16 protein-coding genes are annotated in these 26,526 nt (G+C 69.8%); 11 read left to right on the top strand and 5 right to left on the bottom strand.

The genetic code is table 11. From position 1 onward, the window contains the following. The 3 genes from ACWDMM_RS18660 to ACWDMM_RS18670 all read left to right on the top strand — a co-directional run. Nucleotides 1–10,379 (top strand): amino acid adenylation domain-containing protein (locus ACWDMM_RS18660; RefSeq protein ID WP_449938586.1); only part of this gene is annotated, 10,379 nt, incomplete at its 5' end. 235 nt (nt 10,380–10,614) lie between these two features. Then, nucleotides 10,615–11,604: an alpha/beta hydrolase gene (locus tag ACWDMM_RS18665; protein ID WP_195080610.1), complete on the top strand. Its 990-nt coding sequence runs from the start codon at nt 10,615–10,617 to the stop codon at nt 11,602–11,604. Nucleotides 11,605–11,735: 131 nt separating this feature from the next. Then, complete coding sequence (locus ACWDMM_RS18670; RefSeq protein WP_323124526.1) at nt 11,736–12,977, top strand: Nramp family divalent metal transporter; 1,242 nt, start codon at nt 11,736–11,738, stop codon at nt 12,975–12,977. A gap of 22 nt (nt 12,978–12,999) precedes the next feature. On the opposite strand, the gene ACWDMM_RS18675 is transcribed toward ACWDMM_RS18670, so the two are convergent. Together ACWDMM_RS18675 and ACWDMM_RS18680 are read right to left on the bottom strand one after the other, a co-directional pair. Further along, nucleotides 13,000–14,025 (bottom strand): SDR family oxidoreductase, encoded by a 1,026-nt coding sequence (locus ACWDMM_RS18675; RefSeq protein ID WP_195080328.1) that lies wholly within the window; start codon nt 14,023–14,025, stop codon nt 13,000–13,002. A gap of 48 nt (nt 14,026–14,073) precedes the next feature. Continuing rightward, nucleotides 14,074–14,889: an enoyl-CoA hydratase gene (locus tag ACWDMM_RS18680; protein WP_357106754.1), complete on the bottom strand. Its 816-nt coding sequence runs from the start codon at nt 14,887–14,889 to the stop codon at nt 14,074–14,076. Nucleotides 14,890–15,016: 127 nt separating this feature from the next. Here ACWDMM_RS18680 and ACWDMM_RS18685 point away from each other — a divergent pair, with 127 nt between their 5' ends. Then, nucleotides 15,017–16,276: a TetR/AcrR family transcriptional regulator gene (locus tag ACWDMM_RS18685; RefSeq protein WP_195080330.1), complete on the top strand. Its 1,260-nt coding sequence runs from the start codon at nt 15,017–15,019 to the stop codon at nt 16,274–16,276. A 265-nt stretch (nt 16,277–16,541) separates the two neighbouring features. On the opposite strand, the gene ACWDMM_RS18690 is transcribed toward ACWDMM_RS18685, so the two are convergent. Then, on the bottom strand, nt 16,542–18,068 hold the full coding sequence (locus tag ACWDMM_RS18690; RefSeq protein ID WP_195080612.1) for an aldehyde dehydrogenase family protein: 1,527 nt from the start codon (nt 18,066–18,068) through the stop codon (nt 16,542–16,544). A gap of 365 nt (nt 18,069–18,433) precedes the next feature. Here ACWDMM_RS18690 and ACWDMM_RS18695 point away from each other — a divergent pair, with 365 nt between their 5' ends. Genes ACWDMM_RS18695 through ACWDMM_RS18705 form a run of 3 tightly spaced genes read left to right on the top strand, consistent with a single transcriptional unit; the run spans nt 18,434 to nt 21,113 of the window. Continuing rightward, a complete protein-coding gene (locus ACWDMM_RS18695) occupies nt 18,434–19,417 on the top strand; it encodes an ATP-binding cassette domain-containing protein (protein ID WP_159850590.1) in 984 nt (327 codons plus the stop codon). Then, the gene (locus ACWDMM_RS18700; protein ID WP_195080331.1) at nt 19,414–20,238 is read left to right on the top strand and encodes an ABC transporter permease; all 825 of its coding nucleotides are present in this window, start codon (nt 19,414–19,416) and stop codon (nt 20,236–20,238) included. The genes ACWDMM_RS18695 and ACWDMM_RS18700 overlap by 4 nt, the downstream gene beginning before the upstream one ends. Continuing rightward, entirely contained in the window at nt 20,235–21,113 is an 879-nt protein-coding gene (locus ACWDMM_RS18705; RefSeq protein WP_195080332.1) for an ABC transporter permease, read from the top strand. The genes ACWDMM_RS18700 and ACWDMM_RS18705 overlap by 4 nt, the downstream gene beginning before the upstream one ends. A 24-nt stretch (nt 21,114–21,137) precedes the next feature. Here the strand turns inward: ACWDMM_RS18705 and ACWDMM_RS18710 are convergent, their stop codons facing one another. Then, entirely contained in the window at nt 21,138–22,334 is a 1,197-nt protein-coding gene (locus tag ACWDMM_RS18710; protein ID WP_449938594.1) for a lycopene cyclase family protein, read from the bottom strand. A 235-nt stretch (nt 22,335–22,569) separates the two neighbouring features. Here ACWDMM_RS18710 and ACWDMM_RS18715 point away from each other — a divergent pair, with 235 nt between their 5' ends. Genes ACWDMM_RS18715 through ACWDMM_RS18725 form a run of 3 tightly spaced genes read left to right on the top strand, consistent with a single transcriptional unit; the run spans nt 22,570 to nt 25,225 of the window. Further along, nucleotides 22,570–23,574 carry an alpha/beta hydrolase gene (locus ACWDMM_RS18715; protein ID WP_449938595.1) on the top strand — a complete coding sequence of 335 codons (1,005 nt, stop codon included), beginning with the start codon at nt 22,570–22,572 and terminating at the stop codon, nt 23,572–23,574. A gap of 17 nt (nt 23,575–23,591) precedes the next feature. Beyond that, nucleotides 23,592–24,527, top strand: coding sequence for a lipase family alpha/beta hydrolase (locus tag ACWDMM_RS18720; protein WP_195080335.1), 936 nt, complete (start codon nt 23,592–23,594; stop codon nt 24,525–24,527). Nucleotides 24,528–24,574: 47 nt separating this feature from the next. Continuing rightward, the gene (locus ACWDMM_RS18725) at nt 24,575–25,225 is read left to right on the top strand and encodes an ATP-binding cassette domain-containing protein (RefSeq protein WP_195080336.1); all 651 of its coding nucleotides are present in this window, start codon (nt 24,575–24,577) and stop codon (nt 25,223–25,225) included. A gap of 67 nt (nt 25,226–25,292) precedes the next feature. Here the strand turns inward: ACWDMM_RS18725 and ACWDMM_RS18730 are convergent, their stop codons facing one another. Continuing rightward, nucleotides 25,293–25,769, bottom strand: coding sequence for a hotdog fold domain-containing protein (locus tag ACWDMM_RS18730; protein ID WP_195080337.1), 477 nt, complete (start codon nt 25,767–25,769; stop codon nt 25,293–25,295). A 437-nt stretch (nt 25,770–26,206) separates the two neighbouring features. On the opposite strand from ACWDMM_RS18730, the gene rpsJ reads away from it, so the two are divergent. Continuing rightward, on the top strand, nt 26,207–26,512 hold the full coding sequence (gene rpsJ / locus ACWDMM_RS18735; protein ID WP_003938093.1) for a 30S ribosomal protein S10: 306 nt from the start codon (nt 26,207–26,209) through the stop codon (nt 26,510–26,512). Nucleotides 26,513–26,526 lie beyond the last annotated feature (14 nt).

Raw genomic sequence — 26,526 nt, forward strand, 5'->3', positions numbered from 1 at the left:
CTGCTGTCGTCGCCGACGCGAATATTCCGGTCGGTGAGATCGAATTGCTCTCCGACGCCGAACGGCATGACGTCCTCACCGCATGGAACGACACCACCCATTCGGTGGAGCCCGCCACGCTGGGAACATTGCTGCGCCGGACCGCCGCGGCGACGCCGGGCGCGGTCGCGCTGGTCGCGGACCTACCCGGCGGCGAGCGCGCCGAGCTGAGCTACGCCGAACTCGCCGCCCGCGTCAACCGCCTCGCCCGATATCTGATCTCGGTGGGCGTCGGCCCCGAAACCCGAGTCGCGCTCGCCTTCCGCCGATCGGTGGACCTGGTCGTGGCGATGTACGCGGTGGCCGAGGCCGGTGGGGCCTACGTCCCGGTCGATCCGGACCAAGCCGCCGAGCGAACCGACTACATCCTCTCCGTCGCCGCGCCCGTGTGTGTGCTGAGCAACGCGGAGTCGGACTTCGACACCGACGTCGCGCCGGTGGTGCGGCTGGAGGATCTCGAACTGACCGCGGTCGCGAGCGTGCCGCTCACCGACTCCGAGCGGGTCGTACCGCTGCGGCCGGAGAACACGGCCTACGTCATCTTCACCTCCGGTTCGACCGGACGCCCGAAGGGTGTCGCGGTGCCGCACGCGGCGGTCGTGAACCAGCTGCTCTGGAAGGTCGCCGAATTCGCGCTGACGCAGGACGACTCGGTGCTGTTGAAGACGGCGGCGACGTTCGACTTGTCGGTGTGGGAGTTCTGGTCGGCCGTGGTGTGCGGTGGTCGCCTGGTGATCGCCGCCCCGGACGGTCACCGGGACTCTGTGTATCTCAACGACCTCGTGGCGCGGGAATCGGTTACCACCCTGCACGCGGTGCCATCGATGCTGGAGGCGCTACTGGCGCACCGGCCCGTCGCGGACGACTGGTCGCCACGGCGGGTGTTGGCGATCGGTGAATCCCTTCCGGGTGCTTTGGCGCAGCGGTTCTTGCGTGGTTATCCGCGGACCGAGTTGTTCAATTTGTATGGTCCGACCGAGGCGGCGGTGTCGATTACCAGTCATCGGGTAACGGTGGCTGATGAGACGTCGGTGCCGATCGGTGCGCCGGAGTGGAACAGTCGGGTGTTTGTGCTGGATGGGCGTTTGCGTCCGGTTCCGGTGGGTGTGTCGGGTGAGTTGTATTTGGCTGGTGCGCAGTTGGCGCGGGGTTACTTCGGTCGTGCGGATTTGACGGCTGATCGGTTCGTGGCGAATCCGTTCGAGCCTGGTGAGCGGATGTATCGCACGGGTGATTTGGTGGCGTGGAACAGCGCCGGTGAATTGGAGTACCGGGGTCGTACGGATTTCCAGGTGAAGATCCGTGGTTTCCGTATCGAGTTGGGTGAGATCGAGGCTGCGTTGCTGGCGCTGCCGCAGATCGCGCAGACAGCGGTGATCGCGAAGTCCGATCCCAAGACCGGTGACCGTTTGGTGGCCTATCTGGTGGCGAGTGATGCCGTGGCCGGTGTCGATGTGGCGCAGGTGAAGTCGGAGCTGACTGCTGGGTTGCCGTCGTACATGGTGCCGTCGGCGTTCGTGGTCCTGGATGCGTTGCCGTTGAATGTCAACGGCAAGCTGGATCGTAAGGCGCTTCCGGAGCCGGAGTTCGAGGTTCAGGCGTTCCGTGCTCCGTCGACGCCGATCGAGGAGATCGTGGCGAACGTGTTCGCCGAGGTGCTGGGTGTGGAGCGTGTCGGCGCGGATGACGATTTCTTCGCTTTGGGTGGTAACTCGCTGTTGGCGACGCAGGTCGCGGCGCGGATCGGTGCGGCGCTGGATTCCCGTGTGCCGGTGCGTGTGCTGTTCGAAGCCTCCACCGTCGCCGCACTCGCCATCAAGGTCGAACGGGCCACCGGTGAACGCAAGCGCGCTCCGCTCGTCGCCGGTCCGCGTCCCGACCGCATCCCGCTGTCGCTGGCGCAGCAGCGCATGTGGTTCCTCAACCAGTTCGACACCTCGGCCTCGGTCTACAACATCCCGGCCGTGATCCGCTTGTCCGGCGACCTGGATGTGGATGCCCTGCGGCACGCCGTCACCGACCTCGTCGCCCGCCACGAGATCCTGCGCACGATCTACCCGCAGACACCGGAAGGCCCCGTGCAGCAGGTGCTCGCGCCCGACGAGGTGCCGGTTGATCTGACGCCCGCGCAGATCGGTGACGAGCACGTCGCCGGGGAGGTGCAGCGGATCGTCGCAGCCGGATTCGACGTGACCGCCGACGTGCCGTTCCGCGCGAAGCTGTTCCAGCTCGCGGGCACCGAATACGTGCTGGTCTTCGTCGCGCACCACATCAGTGCCGACGGCTGGTCGATGGGCCCGCTCACCCGGGATCTGATGCTGGCCTACGTCGCTCGCGGCGGCGGGCAGGAGCCGTCGTGGGCGCCATTGCCCATCCAGTACGCCGACTACGCGCTGTGGCAGCGCGACACGCTCGGCGCCGACGACGATCCCGAATCGCTCGCGGGCGCCCAACTGGCCTACTGGACGACCGAACTCGCCGACCTGCCCGACGAGCTGAACCTCCCCGCGGACCGGCCGCGCCCGCCCGCCCAGTCCTTCGCCGGCGGCAGAACCGATTTCGCCGTGGACGCCGACGTGCACGCCGCGCTGACCGATCTCGCGCGACGGCACAACGCCACGCTGTTCATGGTGGTGCACGCCGCGTTCGCGGTGCTGGCGGCGCGGCTGTCCGGCACCGAGGACATCGCGATCGGCACGCCCGTCGCTGGCCGCGGCGATGCCGAACTGGACGACCTGATCGGCATGTTCGTCAACACGCTGGTGCTGCGCACCCGGGTCACGCCCGGTCTCGGCTTCACCGAACTGCTGGCCGGCGCCCGGGAAACCGACCTGCGCGCCTTCGCCAACGCCGACATCCCGTTCGAGCGGCTGGTCGAGGCGCTCGCCCCCGAGCGCTCGGCCGGTCGCCATCCGCTGTTCCAGGTGGCGCTGTCGTTCGAGAACCTATCCGCGACCGGCTTCGAGCTACCCGGCCTGAGCTGCACCGCGCTGGATCCGGCCGCCGACACGGCGAAGTTCGACCTGTTGCTGACGGTGCGCGAGCAGCGCACGGAGTCCGGGGCGGAAGCCGGTCTCGCCGCTGAATTCACCTACGCCCGTGATCTGTTCGACGAACAGACCGTGGTCGAGTTCGGCCGCAGGTTCCGTCGCATCCTGTCCGCGATCGTCCGCAATCCGGACATCGCCGTCGGGGATCTGGAGATCCTGGAGGACTCGGAGCGCGCGGACCTGATCACCCGCGCCGGCGCACCCGCCGTGCCGCCGCGCACGCTGCCGGATCTGATGGCCGCCGCAGTCGCCGCGAATCCGTCCGGTATCGCCGTCGTCGCGGACGACCGCACCTTCAGCTACACCGAGCTGGACGCGGCTTCCGCGCAGTTGGCGCGGGCGCTGATCGATCGCGGCGCGGGACCGGACGTGCTGGTGGCCATCGCGATCCGTCGTTCGGTGGAATACGTGCTGGCACTGTGGTCGGTGGCCAAGACGGGGGCGGCGTTCGTCCCGATCGACCCGGCCTACCCGGCCGACCGCATCGCGCACATGGTCGCCGATTCCGGCGTGGCACTCGGCGTGACCCTCACCGCCGAACTGGACAGCCTGCCCGCCCTCCCCGGCGGTTGGCTCGCTTTGGACGATCACGACTTCACCCTCGACGTCGCGGTGCGCTCGGACCAGCCGTTGCGTCCCGAGGAACTGCGCGGACCGCTGTACGCGAGCAACGCCGCGTACGTGATCTACACCTCCGGCTCCACCGGCGTGCCGAAGGGCGTCGTGGTCACCCACGCCGGCCTGGCCAATTTCAGCGCCGAGCAGGTGCAGCGCTACCGGCTCGACCGATCCACCCGCGCCCTGGCGTTCGCGTCGCCGTCGTTCGACGCGTCGATGCTGGAGCTGCTGCTCGCCCTGGGCGGTGCGGGCGGGCTCGTGGTCGCGCCGCCGCTGACCTTCGGCGGTGCGGAACTGGCCGAGCTGATCAGCGCCGGAGGCGTCACGCACGCCTTCCTCACGCCGTCGGTGCTCGCCTCGCTGGATCCGGACGCGCTGCCGGGAACGCGGACCATCGTGGCGGGCGGCGAAGCGGTGCCCGCCGATCTGGCGGCCAAGTGGACGACCGCCACGGAGCGCGACTTCCACAATGGTTACGGGCCGACCGAGACCACCGTCATGACCACCATCAGCGACCCGCTGCGGCCCGGCGAACCGGTCACGATCGGCGGACCGATCCGCGGCATGCGATCGCTGGTGCTCGACGGCAGGCTGCGCCCCGTGCCCGAGGGCGTCACGGGCGAACTGTATCTGGGCGGCATCCAGCTCGCGCGCGGCTACCATGCCCGCCCCGCCCTCACCGCCGCCCGCTTCGTGGCCGACCCGTACGGCGTGCCGGGCGAGCGGCTCTACCGCACCGGCGACCTGGTGCGCTGGCGCCGCACCGAGGACGCGCCGGTGCTGGAGTATCTGGGCCGCAACGACTTCCAGGTCAAGGTGCGCGGCTTCCGCATCGAACTCGGCGAGATCGACGCCGCGCTCACCGCCCAGCCCGAAGTCGGCTTCGCCGTGACGCTCGGCCGCGCAACCGATTCCGGCGCAACCATGCTGGTCTCCTACGTGCTGCCCGCCGAAGGCGCGACGGCCGACCCGGCCGTGCTGACCGAGCGGATCGCACGCACACTGCCGGAGTACATGGTTCCGGCGGCGATCGTCGTGCTCGACGCGCTTCCGCTGACTCCTGTCGGCAAGCTGGACCGCAAGGCGCTGCCCGCGCCCGAGCCGGACACCCGCCCCTATCGCGCGCCTTCGACCCCGGCCGAACTGGTGATCGCCGAGGTGATCGGCGAGGTGCTCGCCATCGAACGGGTCGGCCTGGACGACGACTTCTTCGCCCTCGGCGGCGACAGCATCGTGTCCATCCAGGTGGTCACCCGCTCGCGTGCCCGCGGCGTGAGTTTCACGCCACGGGACGTCTTCGAGCAGCGGACGGTCGCGGCGCTGGCGCGCGCCGCCGTGGTCGCGGGCGCGCCCGGTGACGAGGCCGGCGAACTGCCGCTGACGCCGCACGCCGCGCGGATGCTGGACGACGGCATCGAAGTGCGGGCCGTCGCCATCGACGTCCCCGAGACCTGCTCCGTGGAGACCGTGCACGACGCGGTGGCCGCTGTGCTCGAGCAGCATCCGATGTTGTGGGTGCGGGTGGAGTACGGCGACGACGGCACGCCCGTGCTGCGCATTCCGGCCGCCGCCGAACGCACCGGCGAGGCGTTCCGCAGGCTGGATCCGCAGCGCGGCGAGACGTCGCTGCCCATCGACGACGTGGTGCAGGCGGCCGCGGCCGCCCTCGACCCGGAGCAGGGCCGCAATATCTACTTCGTGCTCACCGGCGGTCCCGAGGCCCGCTCCACGCTGATCGTGGTGGCCAGCAGCCTCGTCGTCGACGACGTCTCCTGGCGCGCGGTCGTCGACCAGCTGACCGCGGGATGGGAGCGGTCGCGCCACGCCGCGCCCGCGAGCGCCGAATCCGGCCTGGGCGTGCTCATCCGCGCCCTCTCGGCGAAGGCGCACGATCCGGCCACCGTCGCCGAAATGGATTGGTGGCGGCTGGCGCTCGGCTCCGTCCCGGAGGGCGCGGGAACCGAGGGACGTGATCTGCGCGCCCGCAGCCGGGTGTCGCTCACCATCACCGCCGAGGGCGCGGCGGCGGTCGCCGCGGCGGCCGAGGCCTACCACGCCGGAGTGGACGACATCCTGCTCACCGCGCTGGCGCTGGCGCTGCAGACCTCCGCGGGCGAGACCGTCACGCGCGCCATCGGTTCGGTCGTCCGGCTGTGCGCCGACGGTCGCGCGGCCACCGACGCCGACGCGGCGAGCACGGTGGGCGGCTTCGTCACCGAATATCCGCTTCCGTTGCGCTTGAGCCGGATCGACATCGAGGAGGCCCTGATCGGCGGACCCGCGGCGGGCGCCGCGATCGCGCAGATCAAGGAACTGCGGCGATCGGTGCCGTCGCGCGGCGTCGGCTACGGCCTGCTGCGCCACCTCAATGCCGGGACCGCCGCCGAACTGCGCCGCCTCGGCCGCGGCCGGTTCGCGCTGCGCTACCGGGATCTGCGTCCGGCGCGGGTGCACACCGACATCCCGTCCGACGACCTGCTGCTGGTGCTGACCGTCGACGCCACCGACGACGGCCTGCTCGCCCGGTTCGACTTCGCCGCCGCCGCATTCCGCGGCGAGGACGCGAAGACCTTCGCCGAGCACTGGATTCGGGCGCTCGGCGGCCTCGCCGAACACGGCCTGCGCCCGGACGCGGGCGGCTACACCCCCTCGGACTTCCCGCTGGTGCGGCTCAAACAGCCCGACATCGACCGGTTCACCCGCGCCTACCCCGACCTGTCCGACGCCTGGCCGCTCACCCCGCTGCAATCGGGCATGCTGTTCCACGCCCTGCTCGCGGAGCACTCGGTGGACGTCTACACCACCCAGTTCATGCTCGATCTCGGCGGCGCGGTGGACGCGCGCCGGATGCACGCGGCCGCGCAGGCGGTGCTGGACCGGCACGACAACCTGCGCGTGGCCTTCGCCGACGACAGCGAGGGCAAGCCCGTGCAGATCGTGCAGGACGCGCTGGAGGTACCGTGGCGGCTGATCGATCTGAGCCATCTGGAACCCGCCGCGGCGGGAACCGAACTGGAGCGGATCAAAGCGGCGGATCTGGCCGACCACTTCGACATGCGGACCGCGCCGCTGCTGCGGTTCGCGCTGATCCGTTCCGCCGCGGCCCGCTACCACCTGCTGGTGACCAGCCACCACATCCTCGTCGACGGCTGGTCCATGCCGCTGTTGATGAAGGATCTGCTCACCCTGTACGCGTTCGGCGCCGATTCCAGGCGCCTGCCCCCGGCGCGGTCCTACCGCGACTACCTGGCCTGGCTGGTGGCGCAGGACACGGAGGCGGCCCGTTCCGCGTGGCGCGCCGCTCTGGCCGGTGTCACCGAGCCGACGCCGCTGGCTCCGGTCGATCCCGGCCGCGAGATCGCCTCCGGTGTGGGCGAGGTCGGTTTCGAGCTGTCCCCGGCCGACACCACCGCGCTGACCCGGCTCGCGTCCGGGCTCGGCGTCACGGTGAACACCGTGGTACAGGCCGCATGGGGACTGCTGATCGGCCGCACCGTCGACCGTGACGACGTGGTCTTCGGCGCCACCGTGTCCGGCAGGCCGCCGCAGCTGGACGGCGTCGAGGCGATGGTCGGCCTGTTCCTCAACGCGATCCCGGTGCGGGTGCGGCTCGACCCGGCCGGCACGCTCGCCGGGCTGCTGCGGCAGCTGCAGGCCGAGCAAGCCGCGCTGCTGGACTACCACTACCTGGGGCTGAGCGACATCCAGGAAGCCGTGGGTATCGAGGGGCTGTTCGACTCCCTGGTCGTGTTCGAGTCGTTCCCGGTGGACCGCGAGGGCTTGGACCGGGCAGGCGCCATCGACGGTATGAACGTCACCGGCGTGGGCGCGGTCAACGGCACCCATTACCCGTTCACGGTGATGGTGGTGCTGGACAACCAGTTGCGCGTCTCGGTGAAGTACCTGCGCGACGTGGCCGGCGAACCGGCGGCGCTCGCGCTCGCCCAGCGGCTCTCGGCGCTGATCGGCCGCTTCGTGACCACCCCGCAGGCGCGGATCGGCGAGATCGACGTGCTGCTGGACGACGAGCGCGCCGAACTGGCCGCGCGCAACGCCACCGACAGGCCGGAACTGCTCGACGGCGCGACCTTGCCCGCCCTGTTCGCCGCGCAGGTGGCGCGCACGCCGGACGCGCCCGCGGTGCGCTTCGGCGACACCACGCTGAGCTACGCCGAACTCGACTCGCGCGCGCGGTCCATGGCCGTGGAGCTGATGCGCTGGGGCGTCGGCCCGGAGACGCTGGTGGCCGTGGCCATGCGGCGGGGCATCGACCTGGTCGTGGCGATCCACGCGGTGCTGCGAGCCGGTGGCGGTTACGTCCCGATCGACCCGGACCACCCGGCCGAACGCAACGAGTACGTCCTCGGCAGCACCGCTCCCATCTGTGTCCTGACCACCACCGCGGACGCGTTCGACACCGCGACCGGTGTGCCGGTGATCGCGGTGGACACGCTGTATCTGCCGTCGTACGAAGACCCGTGGCCGCAGGAGGACGTGCATCCGGACACCGTCGCCTACGTCATCCACACCTCCGGCTCCACCGGCAGGCCCAAGGGCGTGATGATCACGCACCGGCAGATGGTGAACCAGTTCCGCTGGGCGCAGTCGGCCTACCCGCACGACGGCCGCGACGTCGTGCTGCACAAGACGCCGATCACCTTCGACATCTCCGCCTGGGAGTTGTTGTGGCCGTTGCACACCGGGGCCTCGATCGTGATCGCCGCGCCCGACGGACATCGCGACCCGGCCTATCTGGCCCGCGTGATCGTCGAGAACGCCGTGACCACCGTGCATTTCGTGCCGTCGATGCTGGACGCGTTCTTGGACCCGGTCGCCAACGCGACCGTGGAGTATCCGTCGCTGCGCCGGGTGTTCGCCGCGGGCGAGGCGCTGTCGGGGGAGACCGCGGCGCGGTTCGCCGCGACCGTGCCGGACGCGGAGCTGGTCAATTGGTACGGTCCCGCCGAGGCCACCGTGGTCACCGGTCATCCCGTGCGCGACAACGCCGCGGTGGCGGTTCCGATCGGGGTGCCCGTGGCCAACACCCGGGTGCACGTGCTCGACCGGCAGTTGTTACCGGTGCCGCCGGGTGCTCCAGGGGAGCTGTATGTCGCGGGCGTGCAATTGGCGCGTGGCTATCTCGGGGCCCCGGCCATGACCGCCGAGCGTTTCGTCGCCCACGCGGGCGGCGCGCGGCTGTATCGCACCGGGGACATCGTGCGCTGGCGCGACGGCGTACTGGAATACCTGGGCCGCGGCGACTTCCAGGTCAAGCTGCGCGGCCAGCGCGTCGAACTCGGGGAGATCGAGGCCGTGCTGGCGCGTCATCCGCAGGTGCGGCACGCCGCGGTCGCGGTGGTGCGTGGCGGCTCCGGCGACCGGCTGGCCGCCTACGTCGTCGTCGCGCCGGGGCAGACCCTGGACGAAGCCGCGCTGCTGCAGCACGCCCGCGCCGCGCTGCCGTCGTCCATGGTGCCCTCGGCGGTCGTCACGCTCGCCGAGCTTCCGCTCAACGCCAGCGGCAAACTCGACCGCAAGGCGCTGCCGGAACCGCGACTGGTGACGCGTCCGTACCGCGCCCCCGGCACGCCGCTGGAACGGACCGTGCTCGAGGTGTTCGACGAGGTGCTCGACCTCGGCGTCGGGCATCGGGTCGGCATGGACGACGACTTCTTCGAGCTCGGCGGCACCTCGCTGGTCGCAACGCGCGCGGTCAGCAGGCTGCGTACGCTCACCGGCGCGGAGGTGCGGGTGCAGTGGTTCTTCACCGATCCGACCCCGGCGGCGCTGGCGGCCAGGATCATGGCAGCGCTGGCCGACGACCACGACTACGACCAGGACTCCAACGCGGCGCTCGGCGTCCTGCTGCCGATCCGCACCATGGTTCCGCACGACGTGGCCGCCGCCGAGCCGCTGTTCTGCCTGCACCCGATGTACGGGTTGTCCTGGTGCTACGCGGGCCTGGCGCGCTACGTGCCCGCGAGCACGCCGATCTTCGGCCTGCAGTCGCCCGCGCTCACCGAAGAGGGCTACCTGCCGCGGTCGCTGGCCGAGATGGCGCACCGCTACGTGGCCGAGATCCGCGCGGTGCAGCCGCACGGGCCCTACCGCCTGCTCGGCTGGTCGCTCGGCGGTGTCCTGGCGCACGCGGTGGCGACCGAGTTGCAGGCCGCGGGCGAGCAGATCGGCCTGCTGACCATGCTCGACAGCCACCCCGACATCGACGTCACGGACTTCAGGGCGGCGATCCGCGAGGCGCTGGCCGAACTCGGCATCGGCGCCGACGCCCTGCTGCCCGGCGAGGGCGACATCCACGATCTGAGCGAGGACGCGCTGGCCGCGCTGCACGCCACCATTCCGCCGGACATGGCGGTGCTCACCCCCGACCGGGTGCGCCGGATCTACCGCAGCGCGGTGCGCTCGGCCGAGTTGATCGCCGAGCACCGGCCTGCGGTCTTCCGCGGCCGGCTGGACTACTTCAGCGCGGCCGGTCACGACACCGCGGCGGCCGGCTGGCAACCCTACGTCGACGGCCGGGTGGACGATCATCCCGTCGGCGTCTCGCACGATCAGATGACATCGCCCGAAGCGCTGGCCCAGATCGGGCCCCGATTGTCCGAGTTGCTCGATCCCCCGGGGTGGGAAGCGACACGGAACATGGGGCGGTCATGATCGGACCGACACCGTTCGGGCATGATGGGCAACGGTGCGGTAACGAAGTCCACTGTTGTGACGACTACATAGGCCGTATGGTCGGGCGGATGCCTGGACGTCCACCCGGCGCGTGGGGCATGCAGAGCGAATCTCGAGACGAAGCGAAGGTGCGAAATTGATACGTCGACAGAGCCGGCGCGGTGGCCTGCGGGCCGCGGCCGCGATCGCGGCAACCGCGGTGCTCGCGGGAATGATGACCGGTCTCGGCGCGTCCAGCGCGACAGCTGATCCCATCATCGATTCCAAAAGCCTGCTGGCCGACCCGGTCGCCCCGGACGGTTCGCGTATCACCAAGGCCGAGTACAAGGACGCGCGCAGCATCCGGCTGTACGTGTACTCGGCGGCCATGGACGAGAAGGTCATCATCGACGTCCAGCGCCCGGCCGACGCCTCCGTGCCGCGTCCGACGCTGTACCTGCTCAACGGCGCGGGTGGCGGCGAGGACGAAGCCTCGTGGCAGGCGAAGACCGACGCGCTGCAGTTCCTGTCGGACAAGAACGTCAACGTGATCCAGCCGATCGGCGGCAAGTGGAGCTACTACACCGACTGGATCAAGGACGACCCGGTGCTCGGCCGCAACAAGTGGAAGACCTTCTTCACCGAGGAGTTGCCCCCGCTGGTCGACGGCGCGCTCGGCACCAACGGCGTGAACGCCATCGCCGGCCTCTCCACTTCGGGCACCACGGTGCTGGCGCTGCCGATCGCGAAGAAGGGCCTGTACAAGGCCGCCGCGGCCTACAGCGGCTGCGCGCAGACCAGTGACCCGGTCGGCTCCGAGTTCGTCAAGCTGACCGTCGAGACCTGGGGCGGCGGCGACACCGACAACATGTGGGGTCCGGAAGGCTCGCCGGAGTGGGTGGCCAACGACCCGTACGTGAACGCCGAGGGGCTGCGGGGGCTCGACCTCTACATCTCCACCGGCAACGGCCTGCCCGGTCAGTACGACACGCTCAACGGTCAGTACGCCCTTCCCGGCGCCTACGGTCTGGCCAACCAGATCATCATCGGCGGCGTGATCGAGGCCGGCACCAACTACTGCACGCACAACCTGAAGAACCGGCTGGACGAGCTGGGTATCCCGGCTACTTACAACTTCCGCGACTCGGGCACCCACTCGTGGGGCTATTGGCGCGACGAGTTCCAGCGGTCGTGGCCCGTGCTCGCGAAGGGTCTCGGTATCTGATCGACTGAGCCGGGACGCCCGGTCCGCTTCCACCGACCGCCTGGTCTCCGCAGTCGCGGGGACCAGGCGGTCGTCTTTGTGGGGTAACCGTCACAAAAAGTTCGGGAGGCCGTAAAATTCAGTTCGTGGGTATTACGCTGGCCGAGTCGACCAAGTCCGCCACCGAGCGCGCGCGTGCCGCGACGGTCCTGCTGGGACCGGCGTTCGTGGCGGCCATCGCGTACGTCGATCCCGGGAACGTCGCGTCGAATATCAGTGCGGGCGCGCAGTTCGGCTACCTCCTGGTCTGGGTCATCGTCCTGGCCAACGTGATGGCGGGGCTGGTGCAGTTCCTCTCGGCCAAGCTCGGCCTGGTCACCGGGTGGTCGCTGCCGGAAGCGGTGCGCGCGAAGGCGAGCGGCCCGGTCCGGCTGGCGTACTGGGGTCAGGCGGAGACGGTCGCGATCGCCACCGACCTGGCCGAGGTGGTCGGCGGCGCCATCGCGCTGCATCTGCTGTTCGGCTTGCCCCTGCTGGTGGGCGGGGTCATCACCGGCGCGGTCTCGATGGGCCTGCTGCTGGTGCAGGACCGCCGTGGCCAGCAACCGTTCGAGCGCGTGATCACCGGGATGCTCGCGATCATCGCGATCGGATTTTTGGCCAGCGTGGTCATCGCCCCGCCGTCGGCCGCCGACGCGGCAAGCGGGCTCCTGCCGCGCTTCCAGGGCACCGAGAGCGTCCTGCTCGCCGCCGCCATGATCGGCGCCACGGTCATGCCGCACGCGGTCTACCTGCACTCCGGCCTGGCCCGCGACCGGCACGGGCAACCGGAGGCCGGGCCGCTGCGCGCCAGGCTGCTGCGGATCACCAAGGTCGACGTGGGGCTGGCCATGATCTTGGCGGGCACGGTGAACCTGGCCATGCTGCTGATGGCCGCCAACACCCTGCGCGGGCGAGACGTCGAAACCATCGAGGACGCGCACGCGGCCGTCGGCGACGTGCTCGGCCCGGCCGCCGCGCTGCTGCTCGCGATCGGCCTGCTGGCCTCCGGTCTGGCCTCCACGTCGGTCGGCGCCTACGCGGGCGCGATGATCATGCAGGGCCTGCTGCACAAGCGGATTCCGCTGATCGCGCGCAGGCTGATCACGTTGATCCCGGCCATCGCGGTCCTGGCGCTGGGCATCGACCCGACCCGCGCGCTGATCATCTCCCAGGTGGTGCTGTCGTTCGGCATCCCGTTCGCGCTGATCCCCCTGGTGCGCTTCACCAGTGACCGCACGCTGATGGGCGCGGACGTCAACCATCGCCTGACCACCGCGCTGGCCTGGGCGGTCGCCGCGATCATCTCCGTGCTCAACGCCGCCCTGATCTATCTCACCGTCACCGGGCGGTAGCCCGCCCGGTGCGGCGCGCCGGTCAGACCCAGTTCTCGATCCAGTACTTCCAGATCCGCGGCGCGTAGGCCTCCAGCGGCGGCACCCTGATGTCGGTGCCGGCCAAGGCCGCGCTGGTGTGCCTGCAATCGAACCAGCAGGCGAATTCGCTGTGCTCCAGCACGTCCAGCGGCACGCCGACCCGGGGCAGCAGCCAGTTCACGCCGGGGACCCGCAACATCATGTCCAGGGTGCGTTTTGGCATCACCTCGACCAGGTGTGGCGCCCCCGCCTCGTCGGCGAACAGGTTCAGCGCGTCGACCGCGCTCTGCCTGCGCGGATCCACCAGGTGATAGGCGATCTTGTCAGAGCCGGGGCGATGCGCGATGTGATCGAGGGCGCGGGCCACGAAATCCACCGGCACCATGTTTGTCTCGCCCAGTTTGGGCACCAGCACCGGCAGCAGCCTCGGCAGTTGCGCGCCCATGCGCAGCAGGCGGAAGAAGTAGTACGGGCCGTCGATCCGATCGATCTCGCCGGTCCTGGAATGCCCGATCACGATCGATGGCCGGTAGATGCGCCAGCGCAGCGACGATTCCCGCACCATCCGCTCGGCCTCGAACTGCGCGCGCTGCATCGGGGTGGCCAGCGTCTGGCCGTGATCGAACATGTCCTCGGTGAACAGCCCTTCGCTGGACCCGGCCACCTCTACGGTCGAGACGTGGTGCAGCAGGCCGACGCCAAGTTCCTCGGCGACGTCGACCAGGTTCCTGGTCCCGCCGCCGCGCTCGGTCAGGTCGTAGCCCGCGGCCAGATGGAAGACGTGCTCGATGGCGCCGCGATGCCGGGCCAGCCAGGTCGGATCGATGCCGAGCCCCGGGGCGCCGAGATCGCCGCGTACCAGGCGGACGCGGTCGCCGCCGGCCCATTCCCGCGCGCAGCAGGCGAACCGGTCGGCCGAGGCATCGCCCGGCCGCACCAGCACGTGGATGTCACCCTCGCGTTTCAGGAGCTCAGGGATGAGAAAGCGACCGATGAACCCAGTTGCCCCGGTAACCAGGTAAGTCATAGCCGATGAACATAGTCGCCTGCCGGTCGCTACGTTCCGGCGGGCCGATCAGTCGGCGAAGACGGCCTTGCGCTTGGTGAGCATCGCGGTGGCGCCCTCGATGAAATCGGGGGAGCGCAGCAGCTCGGTCTGCCCCGCCTTCTCGGCGGCCAGCGCCGCGTCCAGCGAGGTCAGCGTGGCCTGGTTCAGCGCCTGCTTGGTGAGCTCGAGCGCGCGGCGCGGACCCGTGGCGATCTTCTCGACCCCGGCCTCGACCGCGGCGTCGAGTTCGGCGTCGGGGACGACGGCGGTGAACAGACCGGCGGCCGCGGCTTCCCTGGCGGGCAGCCGTTCGCCGAGCAGCGCCATCCGCGCCGCCAGCGGGCGGCCCGCGGCCGCGGCGACCAGCGCGGCCGCCCCGCCGTCGGGCATCAGGCCGATGTTGATGAAGGCCAGCAGCAGGTAGGAGTCCTCGCTGGCGTAGACAAGGTCGGCGGCCAGCGCGATGCCGACGCCGACGCCCGCCGCGGCGCCACGGATCCGCGCGATCACCGGGACCGGCGCGTCGACGATGGCGCGCACCAGCCGGTTCGCCGCGTCCATCACCATGTCCGAGGTGATGCCACGCTGCGCCTCGTCCGCGCTCGCGGACAGATCGGCGCCGGTGCAGAAATCGCCGCCTTCGCCGGTCAGTACGATCGCCCGCACCGCGCGATCGTCCGCCGCCGCGTGGAAGGCGTCCCCGAGCGCGACCATGGTGTCGTAGTCGATGGCGTTCTTCCGCTTGGGGTTGGTGATCGTGATCCGCAGCACCTTGCCGTCCTGGACCGCGGTGAACTTCGCGGCGGAGGGCGCGGCCGGGGCCGCGGAATCGTTGTTGCTCACGTTTGCTCCTAAGCTGCAATTCGGCGGGCGCCAGGCCGTGAATAGTGGTTAACTTTGCGAATTGTGGTTAACTTAGGGTCCAGTGACGGGCGCTGTCAACCAGCGCCGCCGGAGAACGGAGAGGTGCATGGTCGCGGATCGCAGCGAGATCGATCTCGCTCCCGCGCGCCCCGAACCGGGCAGGCGGGCGGGCGCGCCTTCGGTGCGCCGCCGTCCGAAGGACCGCAAGGTGCAGATCATCCGGGCCGCCGCACGCGCGTTCAGCGAACGCGGGTACTACCCGGTCGGCGTCGATGAGATCGCCGCGGAGGTCGGCATCTCCGGTCCCGCCCTCTACCGGCATTTCACGAACAAATACGCGCTGCTGGTCGCCGCGGCGGAGGAAGGCGCGCGACACCTGCTCAGCGTCGCGGAGGGAGCCGACGACGCGCGGCTGGACCCGCAGCGGCGCGCGGACGCGCTGATTCGCGCGATCAGCGAGCACACCGTCGAGATCCGCCGCGAGGCCGGGCTCTACCGCTGGGAGCGGCGCTATCTCGAGCGGGACGATCGCGTCCGGATCAAGAAGATCTACGACGACCTGAACAACACCCTCGCGGCGCCGATCGCGCTGCTGCGCCCCGAGGCGCCGCCCGCGGACGTGGCGATGCTGGCCGCGGGCGTGCTCAGCGCGATCGCCAGCATCGCCGCGCACCGCACCGCGCTGTCGAGCGCCCGGCTGCTTCCGCTGCTGCATCAGATGTCCTGGGCCATCCTGCGCACCGACCTGCCTCCCGCGCCGGCGGAACCCGATCCAGGGCCGCCCGTTCGCGGCATCCCGGTGACCTCCAAGCGCGAACAGTTGCTCACCGAGGCCATCCGGATCTTCGGCAGGCAGGGCTACCACGAGGCGAGCATCGAGGAGATCGGCGCCGCGGTCGGCATCAACGCCTCCAGCGTGTACCGGTACTTCGCGAGCAAGGCCGACCTGCTCGCCGCGGCCTTCCACCGCACCGGCGACCGGCTGGCCATCGCGATCACCGAGGCGCTGGCCGAAGCGACGAGCCGGGCGGACGCCGCGCGGAATGTGGCCGAGCGCTACGCCAAGCTGAGTTTCGCCATGCCCGAGATCATGGCGGTGTACTACGCCGAGTTCGGCAATCTGCCGCAGGCCGAGCAGCACAAGCTGCGCGCCATCCAGCGGCAGAACGTGCTGGAGTGGGCCAACCTGCTCGACGGCGACCCGGTGGAAGCGCGTTTCCGGGTGCACGCCGCCATCAGCCAGGTGATCGATGTGGGCAGACTGATCCGATTCGATTCCCGGCCAGCGCAATTGGCCCGGGTGACCGCGCTCATGGACGCGGTGCTGCTCGCCGAACAGGCAGAGCCGCACAACCACCGCGATTGACCCCGCACCTCGCAACCCGTGACCGAACTCCGAGGCTGCCGCAGACCTATGCGGTCCTTGTCGACAACGTCCTCTGGCCGCCGACTCAACTCATCGGGTTGGCCACGGGAGGGCAGGCAAGCGTCGGCGGGACCAACAACTACAACTCACACACCGCGCTGAAAGCATTGAACGAGTTGGGCTTCGCCACGTTCGAGCGGGTGGAATACGACGCGCACGGGGCCGTAGTAGTCCGCGAAAGCCGGAAGCGCGCCTAGCCCTGCGCTCAGGGGCGGCGGCCGTGCCGGATGCGGAAGATCGTCCTGGCCAGGCGGAGGTGGCGTGGGTGCCGATCGAACGTGGACAGGTTCACCGGCGCCTGGTACCGCTTGCGGGTGATGGCCAGGGTCCGGCTGAACTCGCGCAGCCCCTGGTCGCCGTGGCTGTGGCCCTGGCCGTATTCGCCCACGCCGCCGAAGGGCAGCGCGGGGATGCCCGCGTAGGCGGTCGAGGAGTTGATGGTCACCACACCGACGCGCAGTTGCTCGGCGAACGCTTCGATCTCGTGCACGTCCCTGGTGAACACCGACACCGCGACGTCGGTGCCCACCGCGTTGATCCGCTCGGCGGCCTCGTCCATGCTCGCCACCTTGTTCACGATCAGCACCGGGCCGATGCCCTCGCCGGTGATCGCGATGCTCTCCTCGGGCACCTCGGCCAGCACGATCGGCTCGATGTAGGGATCGCGGATGGAGTCGAGCCCGCCGACCACCGCGCGGCCGCCGCGCGCCACCGCGTCGCGCACCTGCCTGCGCACCACCTCGACCTGTGACTCCATGATCATCGGGCCGTAGGACGCCTTCCGGTCCGCGCCCGGCCGCAGCTTGCGCGCCTGGTCCGCGACCAGGTCCAGGAAGCGGTCGTAGACCGACTGGGCGACGTAGGCGCGCTGGATGCCGGTGGCGTTCTGCCCGGCGTTGGCCATCGCGCCGAACACGGCGGCTTCGGCGGCGTCGTCCAGCTTGGCGTCGACGTGCACGACCATGCTGCCCTTGCCGCTGCGCTCGACGACGACCGGCGTCATGGTCTGCGCGCACACCGAGATCACCTCGCGCGCGCCCGCCTCGGAACCGGCGTAGGCGATCTTGTCGAGCTTCGCCCGGCACAGCGCGGTCCCGGTGGCCTTGTCTCCCGTGACAACTTGCAGCACCGGCTGGTTCGGCGCGAGCCGCGACCAGCTGTCGGCCAGCCACACGCCGACGCCGGTGGTCAGCTCGTGCGGCTTGAACACCACGGCGTTGCCCGCCGCCATCGCATAGGCGATCGAACCCATCGGGGTGAATACCGGGTTGTTCCACGGGCCGAGCACTCCGACGACGCCCAGCGGCAGATAACCGACCGAGGCGCGCTGATTGCGGGTGAGCCAGTTGGAACCGATGCGCCGCCTGCCCAGCGCGCGACCCGCGTTGCGCGCGGCCCAGTCCAGGTCCTCCACCGCGAGCATCACCTCGATCGCGGCGTCGGCCACCGGCTTGCCGGTCTCCTCGCACAGTAGGGTGACCAATTCGCCGGAGCGCCGGGCGATCTCGCGTTTCCAGTCCAGCAGCCACCGCTTGCGACTGCTGAATCCGAGTTCGGCCCACCACTTTTCGGCGGATCGGGCCGCGCGCACCGCGCGATTCAGTTCGCTCGCGCTCATCACGGCGTAGTTGCCCACGACCTCGCCGGTGCGCGGATCATAGGACGTCAGGACGTTCGCAGGGCCCGTTCCGCCCGGACGCGCCGCCAACCGTGACTGCGCGGACTCGGCCATGATCACCTCTCGCAGTGTCGAAACCAGCCTGCGGACCGCTGAGTGGGGCCACAGCCGCGGACGAGTGAGTGTTTTCCCCCGCAAAGCAGACTATGGTCTCGCGCAGCGGACCGACAAGGCTCGGCCGCGGCTCGGCGTCCGTACCGGATCGCGCTCACCAGCGCCGATTCTTCGCCTGGCGAACGGGCAGCGAGAAATGTGAGTAAGGACACAATGGGCGTGCCTCGGTGCGGGTACCTCACGCGATGCGGAAGTCCGGGCGATCGGGCCGGTAACATCACGCCGAGCGCGACGGATCACCAATCCGAGCGTGCGCCTGCGCTCTGGGCGACATGGTCGCCGCACCGGCCGATAGTGGAGAGTTGATGCCGAGTTCCAACCAAGCAGATTCGCATGCGAGTGAGCCTGCGGTCCGGGTAGCGGACGTCCGCAAGTCGTTCGGCGATGTGCATGCGCTGCAGGGCGTCAGCTTCGTCGCCGAACGCGCCTCCGTGCTCGGCATCCTAGGGCCCAACGGCGCGGGCAAGACGACCATGGTGAAGGTGCTGTCCACGCTGCTGCGCCCCGATTCGGGCACCGCCGTCGTCGCCGGGCACGACGTGCTGAAGGACCCGGCGGGCGTGCGCCGATCGATCATGATGACCGGTCAGTACGCGGCGCTGGACGAGAACCTCTCCGGCCGGGAGAACCTGGAGCTGTTCGGCAGGCTGATGGGCCTGGGCAAGTCCGCGGCCCGCAAGCGCGCCGACACCCTGCTGGAGGAATTCGATCTGGTGAGTGCGGGCCGCCGCGCCGTGCGCCACTACTCGGGCGGTATGCGCCGCCGCGTGGACATCGCCTGCGGCCTGGTGGTGCGTCCCGAGGTGGTGTTCCTGGACGAGCCGACCACCGGTCTGGACCCGCGCAGCAGGCAGGGCGTCTGGGATCTGGTGACCGCGCTCAAGACCCAGGGCATCACGGTGCTGCTGACCACGCAGTACCTGGAGGAAGCCGACGTGCTCAGCGACAACATCATCGTCATCGACAAGGGCACGGTGATCGCGGAGGGCACCGCCGACGAACTCAAGGAGAAGACCGGCGGCAGCTACTGCGAGGTCGTCCCCCTGGACCAGAAGAAGCTGCGCACCGCCGCCTATGCCCTCGGCGACCTGGTGCCGCCCGCGGTGCTGGCCGACATCGACGGCGGTGACCGGCTGTCCATCCCGGCGCCGGAGGGAGCCGCCACGCTGACCGAGGCGTTGCGCAGGCTCGACAGCGCCGGCGTGGAACTGGCCGACATCGCGCTGCGCCGTCCCTCGCTCGACGACGTGTTCCTGTCCATCACCGGCCACTCGGGCGGGCGAGCGTGACCGCTGCGACCGCCCCGGAGCACGTCCGAGCCGACGTGACCTTGTTCGCCGAGCTGCCCGCGGCGCGGCTGTCGTCGTTCGCGCAGTGGCGCGCGCTGACCGGCCGCATCGTGCGCACCATGGCGACCAAGGGCGAGCTGATCGTCGCCGCGGTCACGCCGCTGATCTTCACCCTCGGCTTCTACCTGCCGTTGCGCTATGTGATGAAGATCCAGGGCGTCGACTACGCCCAGTACGTCATGCCGATCATCGTGTTGCAGACCATGGCCTTCACCATGATGTCGAACGCGCAGCTGGCCGCGTTCGAGGCGATGACCGGCCTGAGCACCCGCCTGCAGACCATGCCGATCGGGACGCTGGTGCCGTTCACCTCGCGCATCTGCGCCGGGCTGGTCCGCTCGGTGACCTCGCTCACCGCCGCGGTGCTGTTCGGGCACCTGATCGGCTTCCGCTTCGTCGCTGGCACCGGCCAGGCCGTGCTGTTCTGCGCGTTCTCCCTCGCGGTCGGCACGGTGCTCGCGATCGGCGCAGACGGGCTCGGCAGTCTGACCAAGAGCCCGGAGTCGCTGAGTCAGGCGCTGACCCTGCCGACGCTGATTTTCGGCATGCTTTCCTGCGGGTTCGTGCCCGAGCGCAACTTCCCGGAATGGATTCGCCCGTTCGTGCGCAATCAGCCGATCTCCCAGTTCTCCTTCGCGTTGCGCGATATGGCGGCCGACGGCGTGACCTGGCAGGTGCTGTGGGTGCCGCTGGTGTGGTTGATCGGGCTGGCGGCGGTGTTCACCCCGTTGGCGATCTGGGCGAGTGTGAGGCGGTCATGAGTTCGGTGGAATCGACCGTGGAGCGCACCGCGCCGCAGGCCGAGCAGGCGGAGGTGCGCGCGAGCGAACCGCTGCCCGTGGTCCGGGCGAAGCCGGAAGGTTCGCTGGTCACCTGGGTGGTGCAGAGCCTGATCCAGTGCAAGCGGCTGCTGCTGGTCTGGGCGCGTGATCCGGCGACGACCATCCAGACGCTGGTGTATCCCGCGCTCACCTTGGTGATGTTCTACATCGTGCTGAACAAGCCCGTCTCCGGTGCGACCGGGATGCCCGCCGTGTACGGGACGGTCCCGTTGCTGACGCTGGTCGCGGCGATGTCCGGCGCGGTGGTCAGCGCACTCGGCTTCAAGACCGAGAAGATGACCGGATTGCTCGGCCGGTTCTGGACGATGCCGGTGCACCGCGCGGCGGGCTTCACCGGCCGGTTGCTCGCCGAGGCCATCCGGGTCCTGGTGACCACGGTGTTCGTCGTCGCCGTCGGTCTGCTGCTCGGCTTCCGATTCGAGCAGGGTCCGCTCGCGGGGCTGGCGCTGATCGGCATCCCGGTGCTGTTCGGGGTGGCGTTCGCCGTGCTGGTCACCGCGCTGGCCACCGTGTCCGAGGGCGTCATGCTGGTGAACATCATCGGCATGATCAGCACGCTGCTGATGTTCTTCAACTCGGGTTTCGTTCCGGTCTTCGCCTACCCGATCTGGTTGCAGGACGTGGTGGCGCATCAGCCGATGAGTTGCGCGATCGACGCGATGCGCGGGTTGTCCTACGGCGGCGCGGTCGCCGACCCGCTGCTCGAGACGCTGGCTTGGACGATCGGGATGATCGTCGTCTTCGCCTACCCCGCGATCAGGGGTTACCGGCGGGCCGCGGAGACGGGGCCGTAACCACCCACGTCGCCGTCCGCCGGGTCAGCCAATCCGGCGCACGACGTCTTCCCGCGGTTCGGCGAAGTCGTAGTCCAGCCAGCGGTCGCGGTTGGTCCAGCCGACCAGGTCGTAGCGCCAGCGGAACGGCCAGGTGTGCGCGACCGTGTTGAACAGCACCGCGCCGAGCGCCGCGTAGTCGTCGTGGGCGGACAGCAGAGCGCGCTGACCGCGCGGTGACGCGCTGAAGAACGCGTCGAACATGGCGACGGACTGCTCGGCGGTGAGCCTGCCGAGGCCGTAGAGGCCGCGCATCCGCATCCAATACACCAGTCGCGCGCGCGGCGGCCAGAGCGCGGCGATCGGGTCGCGGCCTTCCATCAGCGCGGCGACCGCGGTGTCCACCAGCGCCAACGAGTCGGCGACGCTGTAGCCGGTGCACGGGTGCATCATGCCGCCGCGCGAACCGAACGGAATCGCGCGCGCCTCGCCTCTGCGCGGCGGCGGCTGGTCCAGCGGGTAGTGCGCCGCCTCGCTCGGTTCGGCGCCGTTGAGCCGGATGCCGTGCGCGGCCAGCCGCGCGAGCGTGCGTTTACGCAGTTCGTGCTGCGGCATGCCGCCCCGGAGACCGAGGCTGGTCTCCTCGAAGATCACCGTGCCGTCGCCGAGCGGCACCGCGTAGAGGAACGACGGCGGCTCGTCCGGGCCCGCGCCGTTCTCCGGCCGCCAGTCCAGCAGCAAGCCCTCGCCCTCGGTGATCATCGGGGCGGCGGTCTCGGCGTCGACGAAGATGCCGTGCGCGCTCGCCGCCCTGCGGCGTCCCAGCGAGGGCAGCCCACGGGCGTCGAACACCGTCGCCGCCCGGTGCACCGCGCCGTCGGCGAGTTCGACCTCGTGCGCGTCCACCCGCGTGGCGCGGCCCGCGACGACGGTGGCGTCATCGAGCGGCAGCGCCGCCCGCAGGCCCGGTTTGGACAGCACGCAGTAGGGACGCTCGATGCGATGCTCGGTCTTCGTCCATACCGTCGGCGCCGGGATGGTCGTCGCGATCGCCGTGGCGGGCAGCCATCGCGGCAGCTCGTCCACCCAACAGGAGAAGGTGGGCGGCCACAGCCGTTCCGGGCGTGGGTCGATCGCGGACACCGACAGCCCGGCGTTCATGGCGCGGTGCGCGAGCGCCCGCCCGGTGGGACCGAGCCCGACCACGCACACATCGACTTCCCGGTCCGCGCTGACACCCATACGGGCATTCAATCCGTTGGGACGACGGCAGCGCAACTATTCCGCGCTCCTGGGCCCAAGGAATCGGGGGCTCGCTATTTCGGGATCGGATCGATATGGAGCAACGATAATTCCGCTTTTCGATGCCTGCCCCCAGAATTGGTGGCCCAGCAACTTCAGTCGTGAATCGGTTCGGGACAGACCCTAGCCTGAGCTCGGAACGCGAGGCGTACCGGGATTCGGGATAAGGGGAGTCATGAGAGGAAGCCACCTCCGCCGGCTGATGTTGTCGGCGGTCGTCGCCGTGGCCGCCGCGTCGGCGATGATTTCGACGCAGGCCACGGCCGCGCCGGCGGAGTCTTCCATTGTTTCCGTGCAGGAGCACAATGCGCGGAGCCTGACATTGACGGTGCATTCCGCCGCGATGGATATCGACATTCCGGTGGAGGTGCAGCGCGCCGCGGACACGAGCGTGCCACGGCCGGTGCTGTATCTGCTGCTCGGCGCGGCCGGTGGCGTCGACGGCTCCACCTGGGCCACGAAGACCGACGCCATGCAATTCCTCGCGGACAAGAACGTGCACGCGGTCACGCCGATCGGCGGCATGTTCAGCTACTACGCGGACTGGGAGAAGGACGACGCCAGACTGGGCCGCCAGAAATGGCGCACCTTCCTGAGCAGCGAACTGCCCCCGCTCATCGACGCGTACCTCGGGACCAGCGGGCGCAACGCGCTCGCGGGCTTCTCGATGTCGGGGACCACGACGCTCGCCCTCGCCGCGACCACGGGCGGGTTGTTCTCCAGCGTCGCGGCCTACAGCGGTTGCGCGCAGACCAGCGATCCGGTCGGCCGCGAGTTCGTCCGGCTCACCGTCGAGGAATGGGGACTGGCGGAGCTGGACAACATGTGGGGTCCCGCCGGCGCACCGCAATGGGCGGCCAATGATCCTTACGTGCAGGCGGAGGGATTGCGCGGAAAATCCATCTACATCGCCAGCGGTAATGGCATGCCCGGCGTCTACGACCGATACGGCGGCAAATACTCGCTGAACGGCCCATGGGGTTTCGCGAATCAACTGGTCGTCGGCGGCGTGATCGAAGCGGCCACCAATTACTGCTCACACAACATGAAAGACCGGCTCGACAGCCTCGGTATCCCCGCGCGCTACAACTTCCGCCCGGAAGGAACTCATTCCTGGGGCTACTGGGAGGACGCGCTGAAGGATTCCTGGCCGACGCTGGCCGCTGGATTGGGAATCTGATCGGTCGGGAATTCGAGATGACTGTTCGTACCAGGGCCGCGCGCGTCGTCGGCCTCATGATGGCCGCGGCCTGCGTGGCGCTGTCCCACGCGCCGAGCGCGGCCGCCGCACCGGAGACACCGGCGCTGGACGGCGCCAACGACTGGACCTGCGAGCCGACACCGGCGCGACCGGAGCCGGTGGTGCTCGTGCACGGCTCCGGCACCGATATCGGCCGCAGCTTCCCGCTGCTCGCCCCCGCCATCCGAGCCGAGGGGCATTGCGTGTTCGCCGCGAACATCGGCGCCGCGCCCGGCGTGGTCGACGCGGTGAGCGGGCAGAGCGGCTCCAGTTCCACCGGCATCGGGCCGATCGGCGCCGCACTGCTGGGCCGCGCGGTCTACGGCGTGGCCGACATCGACCGGATGGCGGGCGAGCTCGCCGAGGTCGTGCGGTCCGTGCGGGAGGCTACGGGCGCGAGCCGGGTGGCGCTGGTCGGCCACTCCACCGGCGGCACCGTGATCCGGCAGTATCTGCGCGCCCGCGGCGGCGATGCGGTGTCCCAGGTGGTGACGCTCGGCACCCCGTATCGCGGCACTACCTGGGGCGGATTGCGCGCCGGCTATCCGGACCTGGCCGCGCTCGGCTTGGGGGACGCGCAGATCGCCGCCCAGGTCTTCGGGACTCCGGGGCAGCAGCAAGTGGTCGGGTCACCGCTGCTGAACCGGCTGAACGCGGGAGGCGAGACCGTGCCGGGTCCCCGGTACACGGCCATCGCCTCCCGCGCCGACCAGGTGATCACGCCGCAGGACACCGCCCTGCTGGCCGCACCCGCCCCCGCCGACCGCAACGTGTGGCTGCAGGACGGATGCCCCGGCGACGCGGCCGACCACAGCGGCATGCTCGAAGACCCGCGCGCCACCGCCGCCGTGCTCTCCGCGCTGGCCGGAGATCGGCGGACGCTGCCCTGCTGAGCGCACCTGCGGCCGGATGAGATCACGAGACGAGATGGAGAACCGCGGTGGCCCTCGGCATCACCTGTAGCGGGCTGCGCCGCGAATACGCCGGCGTCGCGGTGGTCGACGACGTGACGTTCCGTGCCCCCGCGGGCCGGGTCACCGCGGTGGTCGGGCCGAACGGCGCGGGGAAGACGACGCTGCTGTCGATGCTCGCCGGCCAGTTACGGCCGCACCGGGGGCGGCTGCGCGTGGAGGACGCGGATCCGAGCGTCGAGCCGTGGGCGGTCCGCGCCAGGGTCGGCTGGGTCCCCGACGTGTACGAGGGCAGCGAGACCTGGTCGGTCGCCGAGGTGGTGGAGTTCTCGGCGAAGGTCGCGGGGCACAGCGGGGACGCGGCCGAGGAACTGGTCGATCGGGCATTGCATCTCGCGCGCTTGGCGGCGTCCTCGGCCACGCCCGTGCTGCGGCTGTCCCGCAGCGAGAAGAAATGGCTCGGCCTGGCCAAAGCGCTCGCCGCCGGTACGACGGCGCTCGTGCTCGACAATCCCATGGCCGACTTGGACGACGACGGCCGTCGCTACCTGGCCGGAATGCTGCGCGCTCTGGCGCGGCAGGACATGACGATCGTCGTCTCGGCTTGCCTGGAAGACGATCTCGCCGGATGCGCCGAGCACATCCTGCGCATCGATCGGGGCCGTGTCGTCGCGGGGTGAACGACCCGCTCCGGCGCAGTAGGAGCCGAAGCGTCGGCGGGACCGGCCGCGCGGGGGTCGCCGGTGACTACTTGGGCGTGACCCAGGTCGTGATATCGGCGTGCACCACTTCCAAGCCGTGCTTGTCGTAGATCGACACCGGCACCACCAGCTCGCGGCCCTCGGTGATGCTCGCGAAGTCGGGAATCTCGGCCAGCTTCGCGACCGCCCGCAGTCCGGTCTCCGCCTTGGCCAGGTACCGCACGTTCATCGCCTTGGGGATCCACCGGTGCGTCGCGGGCACGGTCGCCTCGCTGAGCATGCCCATCGCCACCTCGGCCAGGTTGCACGCCGCGATGGCGTGGAAAGTGCCCAGATGGTTGTGGATGCCGAACCATTTGGGCGAGGTGACCTCGCACAACCCCGGTTCGAGCCGGACCACGTTCGGCAGCACGGTACCGAAGTACGGCACCCTGGCCACCATTCCCAGCGAGAACAGGGCATGTCCCAGCCGGTTGTCCGGCAGCTTCTTCCAGCCGCGATAGGTCACGGTCTCTTTCGTCATGGCGGCTATCTTACTCAGAAGTAAGTTTGTCTCGGGCCCCACTGATTTGAAGTGGCCCACGGGGGTCGTGCATACTGTTCGGGTTGCCTTGCACCGGGCCATGCCTGTTTCTCCGTGAAACTGCTGGTCGGGCAGGGCGAGCAGTACCCATCGTGTACCTCGCCGGGTTTCTGGCGTGGGTACGTCCGGGACAGTGTTCCAGGTCTGAGATACGTTGCGATCCGAGGCCGAGGAATGAGCGGACGGGCGACACGCCCGACCGCGTGGACCGGAGAACCATGACAGATGAACAGCGGCGAGGATCGGGCATGCCCGGTCATGGTCTCCACCGTGTGGGACGTCTTCGTGTGTTCGGGCTGTGCAAATGAGGGTGGTCCAGAGGACTGGTGTAGCCGGGCTTCGGATCACGAAGGAAAGCGGAGAAAAGGACACTTAGCGTGGCGGGACAAAAGATCCGCATCAGGCTCAAGGCCTATGACCACGAGGCGATCGACGCTTCGGCGCGCAAGATCGTGGAGACGGTGACCCGCACCGGGGCACGCGTCGTCGGCCCGGTGCCGTTGCCGACCGAGAAGAACGTGTACTGCGTCATCCGTTCGCCGCACAAGTACAAGGACTCGCGCGAGCACTTCGAGATGCGTACGCACAAGCGCCTTATCGACATCCTCGACCCGACGCCGAAGACGGTGGACGCGCTCATGCGCATCGACCTGCCGGCCAGCGTCGACGTCAACATTCAGTGACGGGGACTCGAGAC

The sequence above is a fragment of the Nocardia sp. NPDC003726 genome, from assembly GCF_053586955.1.

What these genes read in the sequence shown, in the direction of transcription:
- ACWDMM_RS18665 (WP_195080610.1), top strand. Translation starts at nt 10,615, where the DNA reads ATGACCGGTCTCGGCGCGTCCAGCGCGACAGCTGATCCCATCATCGAT.
- ACWDMM_RS18675 (WP_195080328.1), bottom strand. Translation starts at nt 14,025, where the DNA reads ATGACTTACCTGGTTACCGGGGCAACTGGGTTCATCGGTCGCTTTCTC.
- ACWDMM_RS18685 (WP_195080330.1), top strand. Translation starts at nt 15,017, where the DNA reads ATGGTCGCGGATCGCAGCGAGATCGATCTCGCTCCCGCGCGCCCCGAA.
- ACWDMM_RS18690 (WP_195080612.1), bottom strand. Translation starts at nt 18,068, where the DNA reads ATGGCCGAGTCCGCGCAGTCACGGTTGGCGGCGCGTCCGGGCGGAACG.
- ACWDMM_RS18695 (WP_159850590.1), top strand. Translation starts at nt 18,434, where the DNA reads ATGCCGAGTTCCAACCAAGCAGATTCGCATGCGAGTGAGCCTGCGGTC.
- ACWDMM_RS18705 (WP_195080332.1), top strand. Translation starts at nt 20,235, where the DNA reads ATGAGTTCGGTGGAATCGACCGTGGAGCGCACCGCGCCGCAGGCCGAG.
- ACWDMM_RS18710 (WP_449938594.1), bottom strand. Translation starts at nt 22,334, where the DNA reads ATGGGTGTCAGCGCGGACCGGGAAGTCGATGTGTGCGTGGTCGGGCTC.
- ACWDMM_RS18715 (WP_449938595.1), top strand. Translation starts at nt 22,570, where the DNA reads ATGAGAGGAAGCCACCTCCGCCGGCTGATGTTGTCGGCGGTCGTCGCC.
- ACWDMM_RS18720 (WP_195080335.1), top strand. Translation starts at nt 23,592, where the DNA reads ATGACTGTTCGTACCAGGGCCGCGCGCGTCGTCGGCCTCATGATGGCC.
- ACWDMM_RS18730 (WP_195080337.1), bottom strand. Translation starts at nt 25,769, where the DNA reads ATGACGAAAGAGACCGTGACCTATCGCGGCTGGAAGAAGCTGCCGGAC.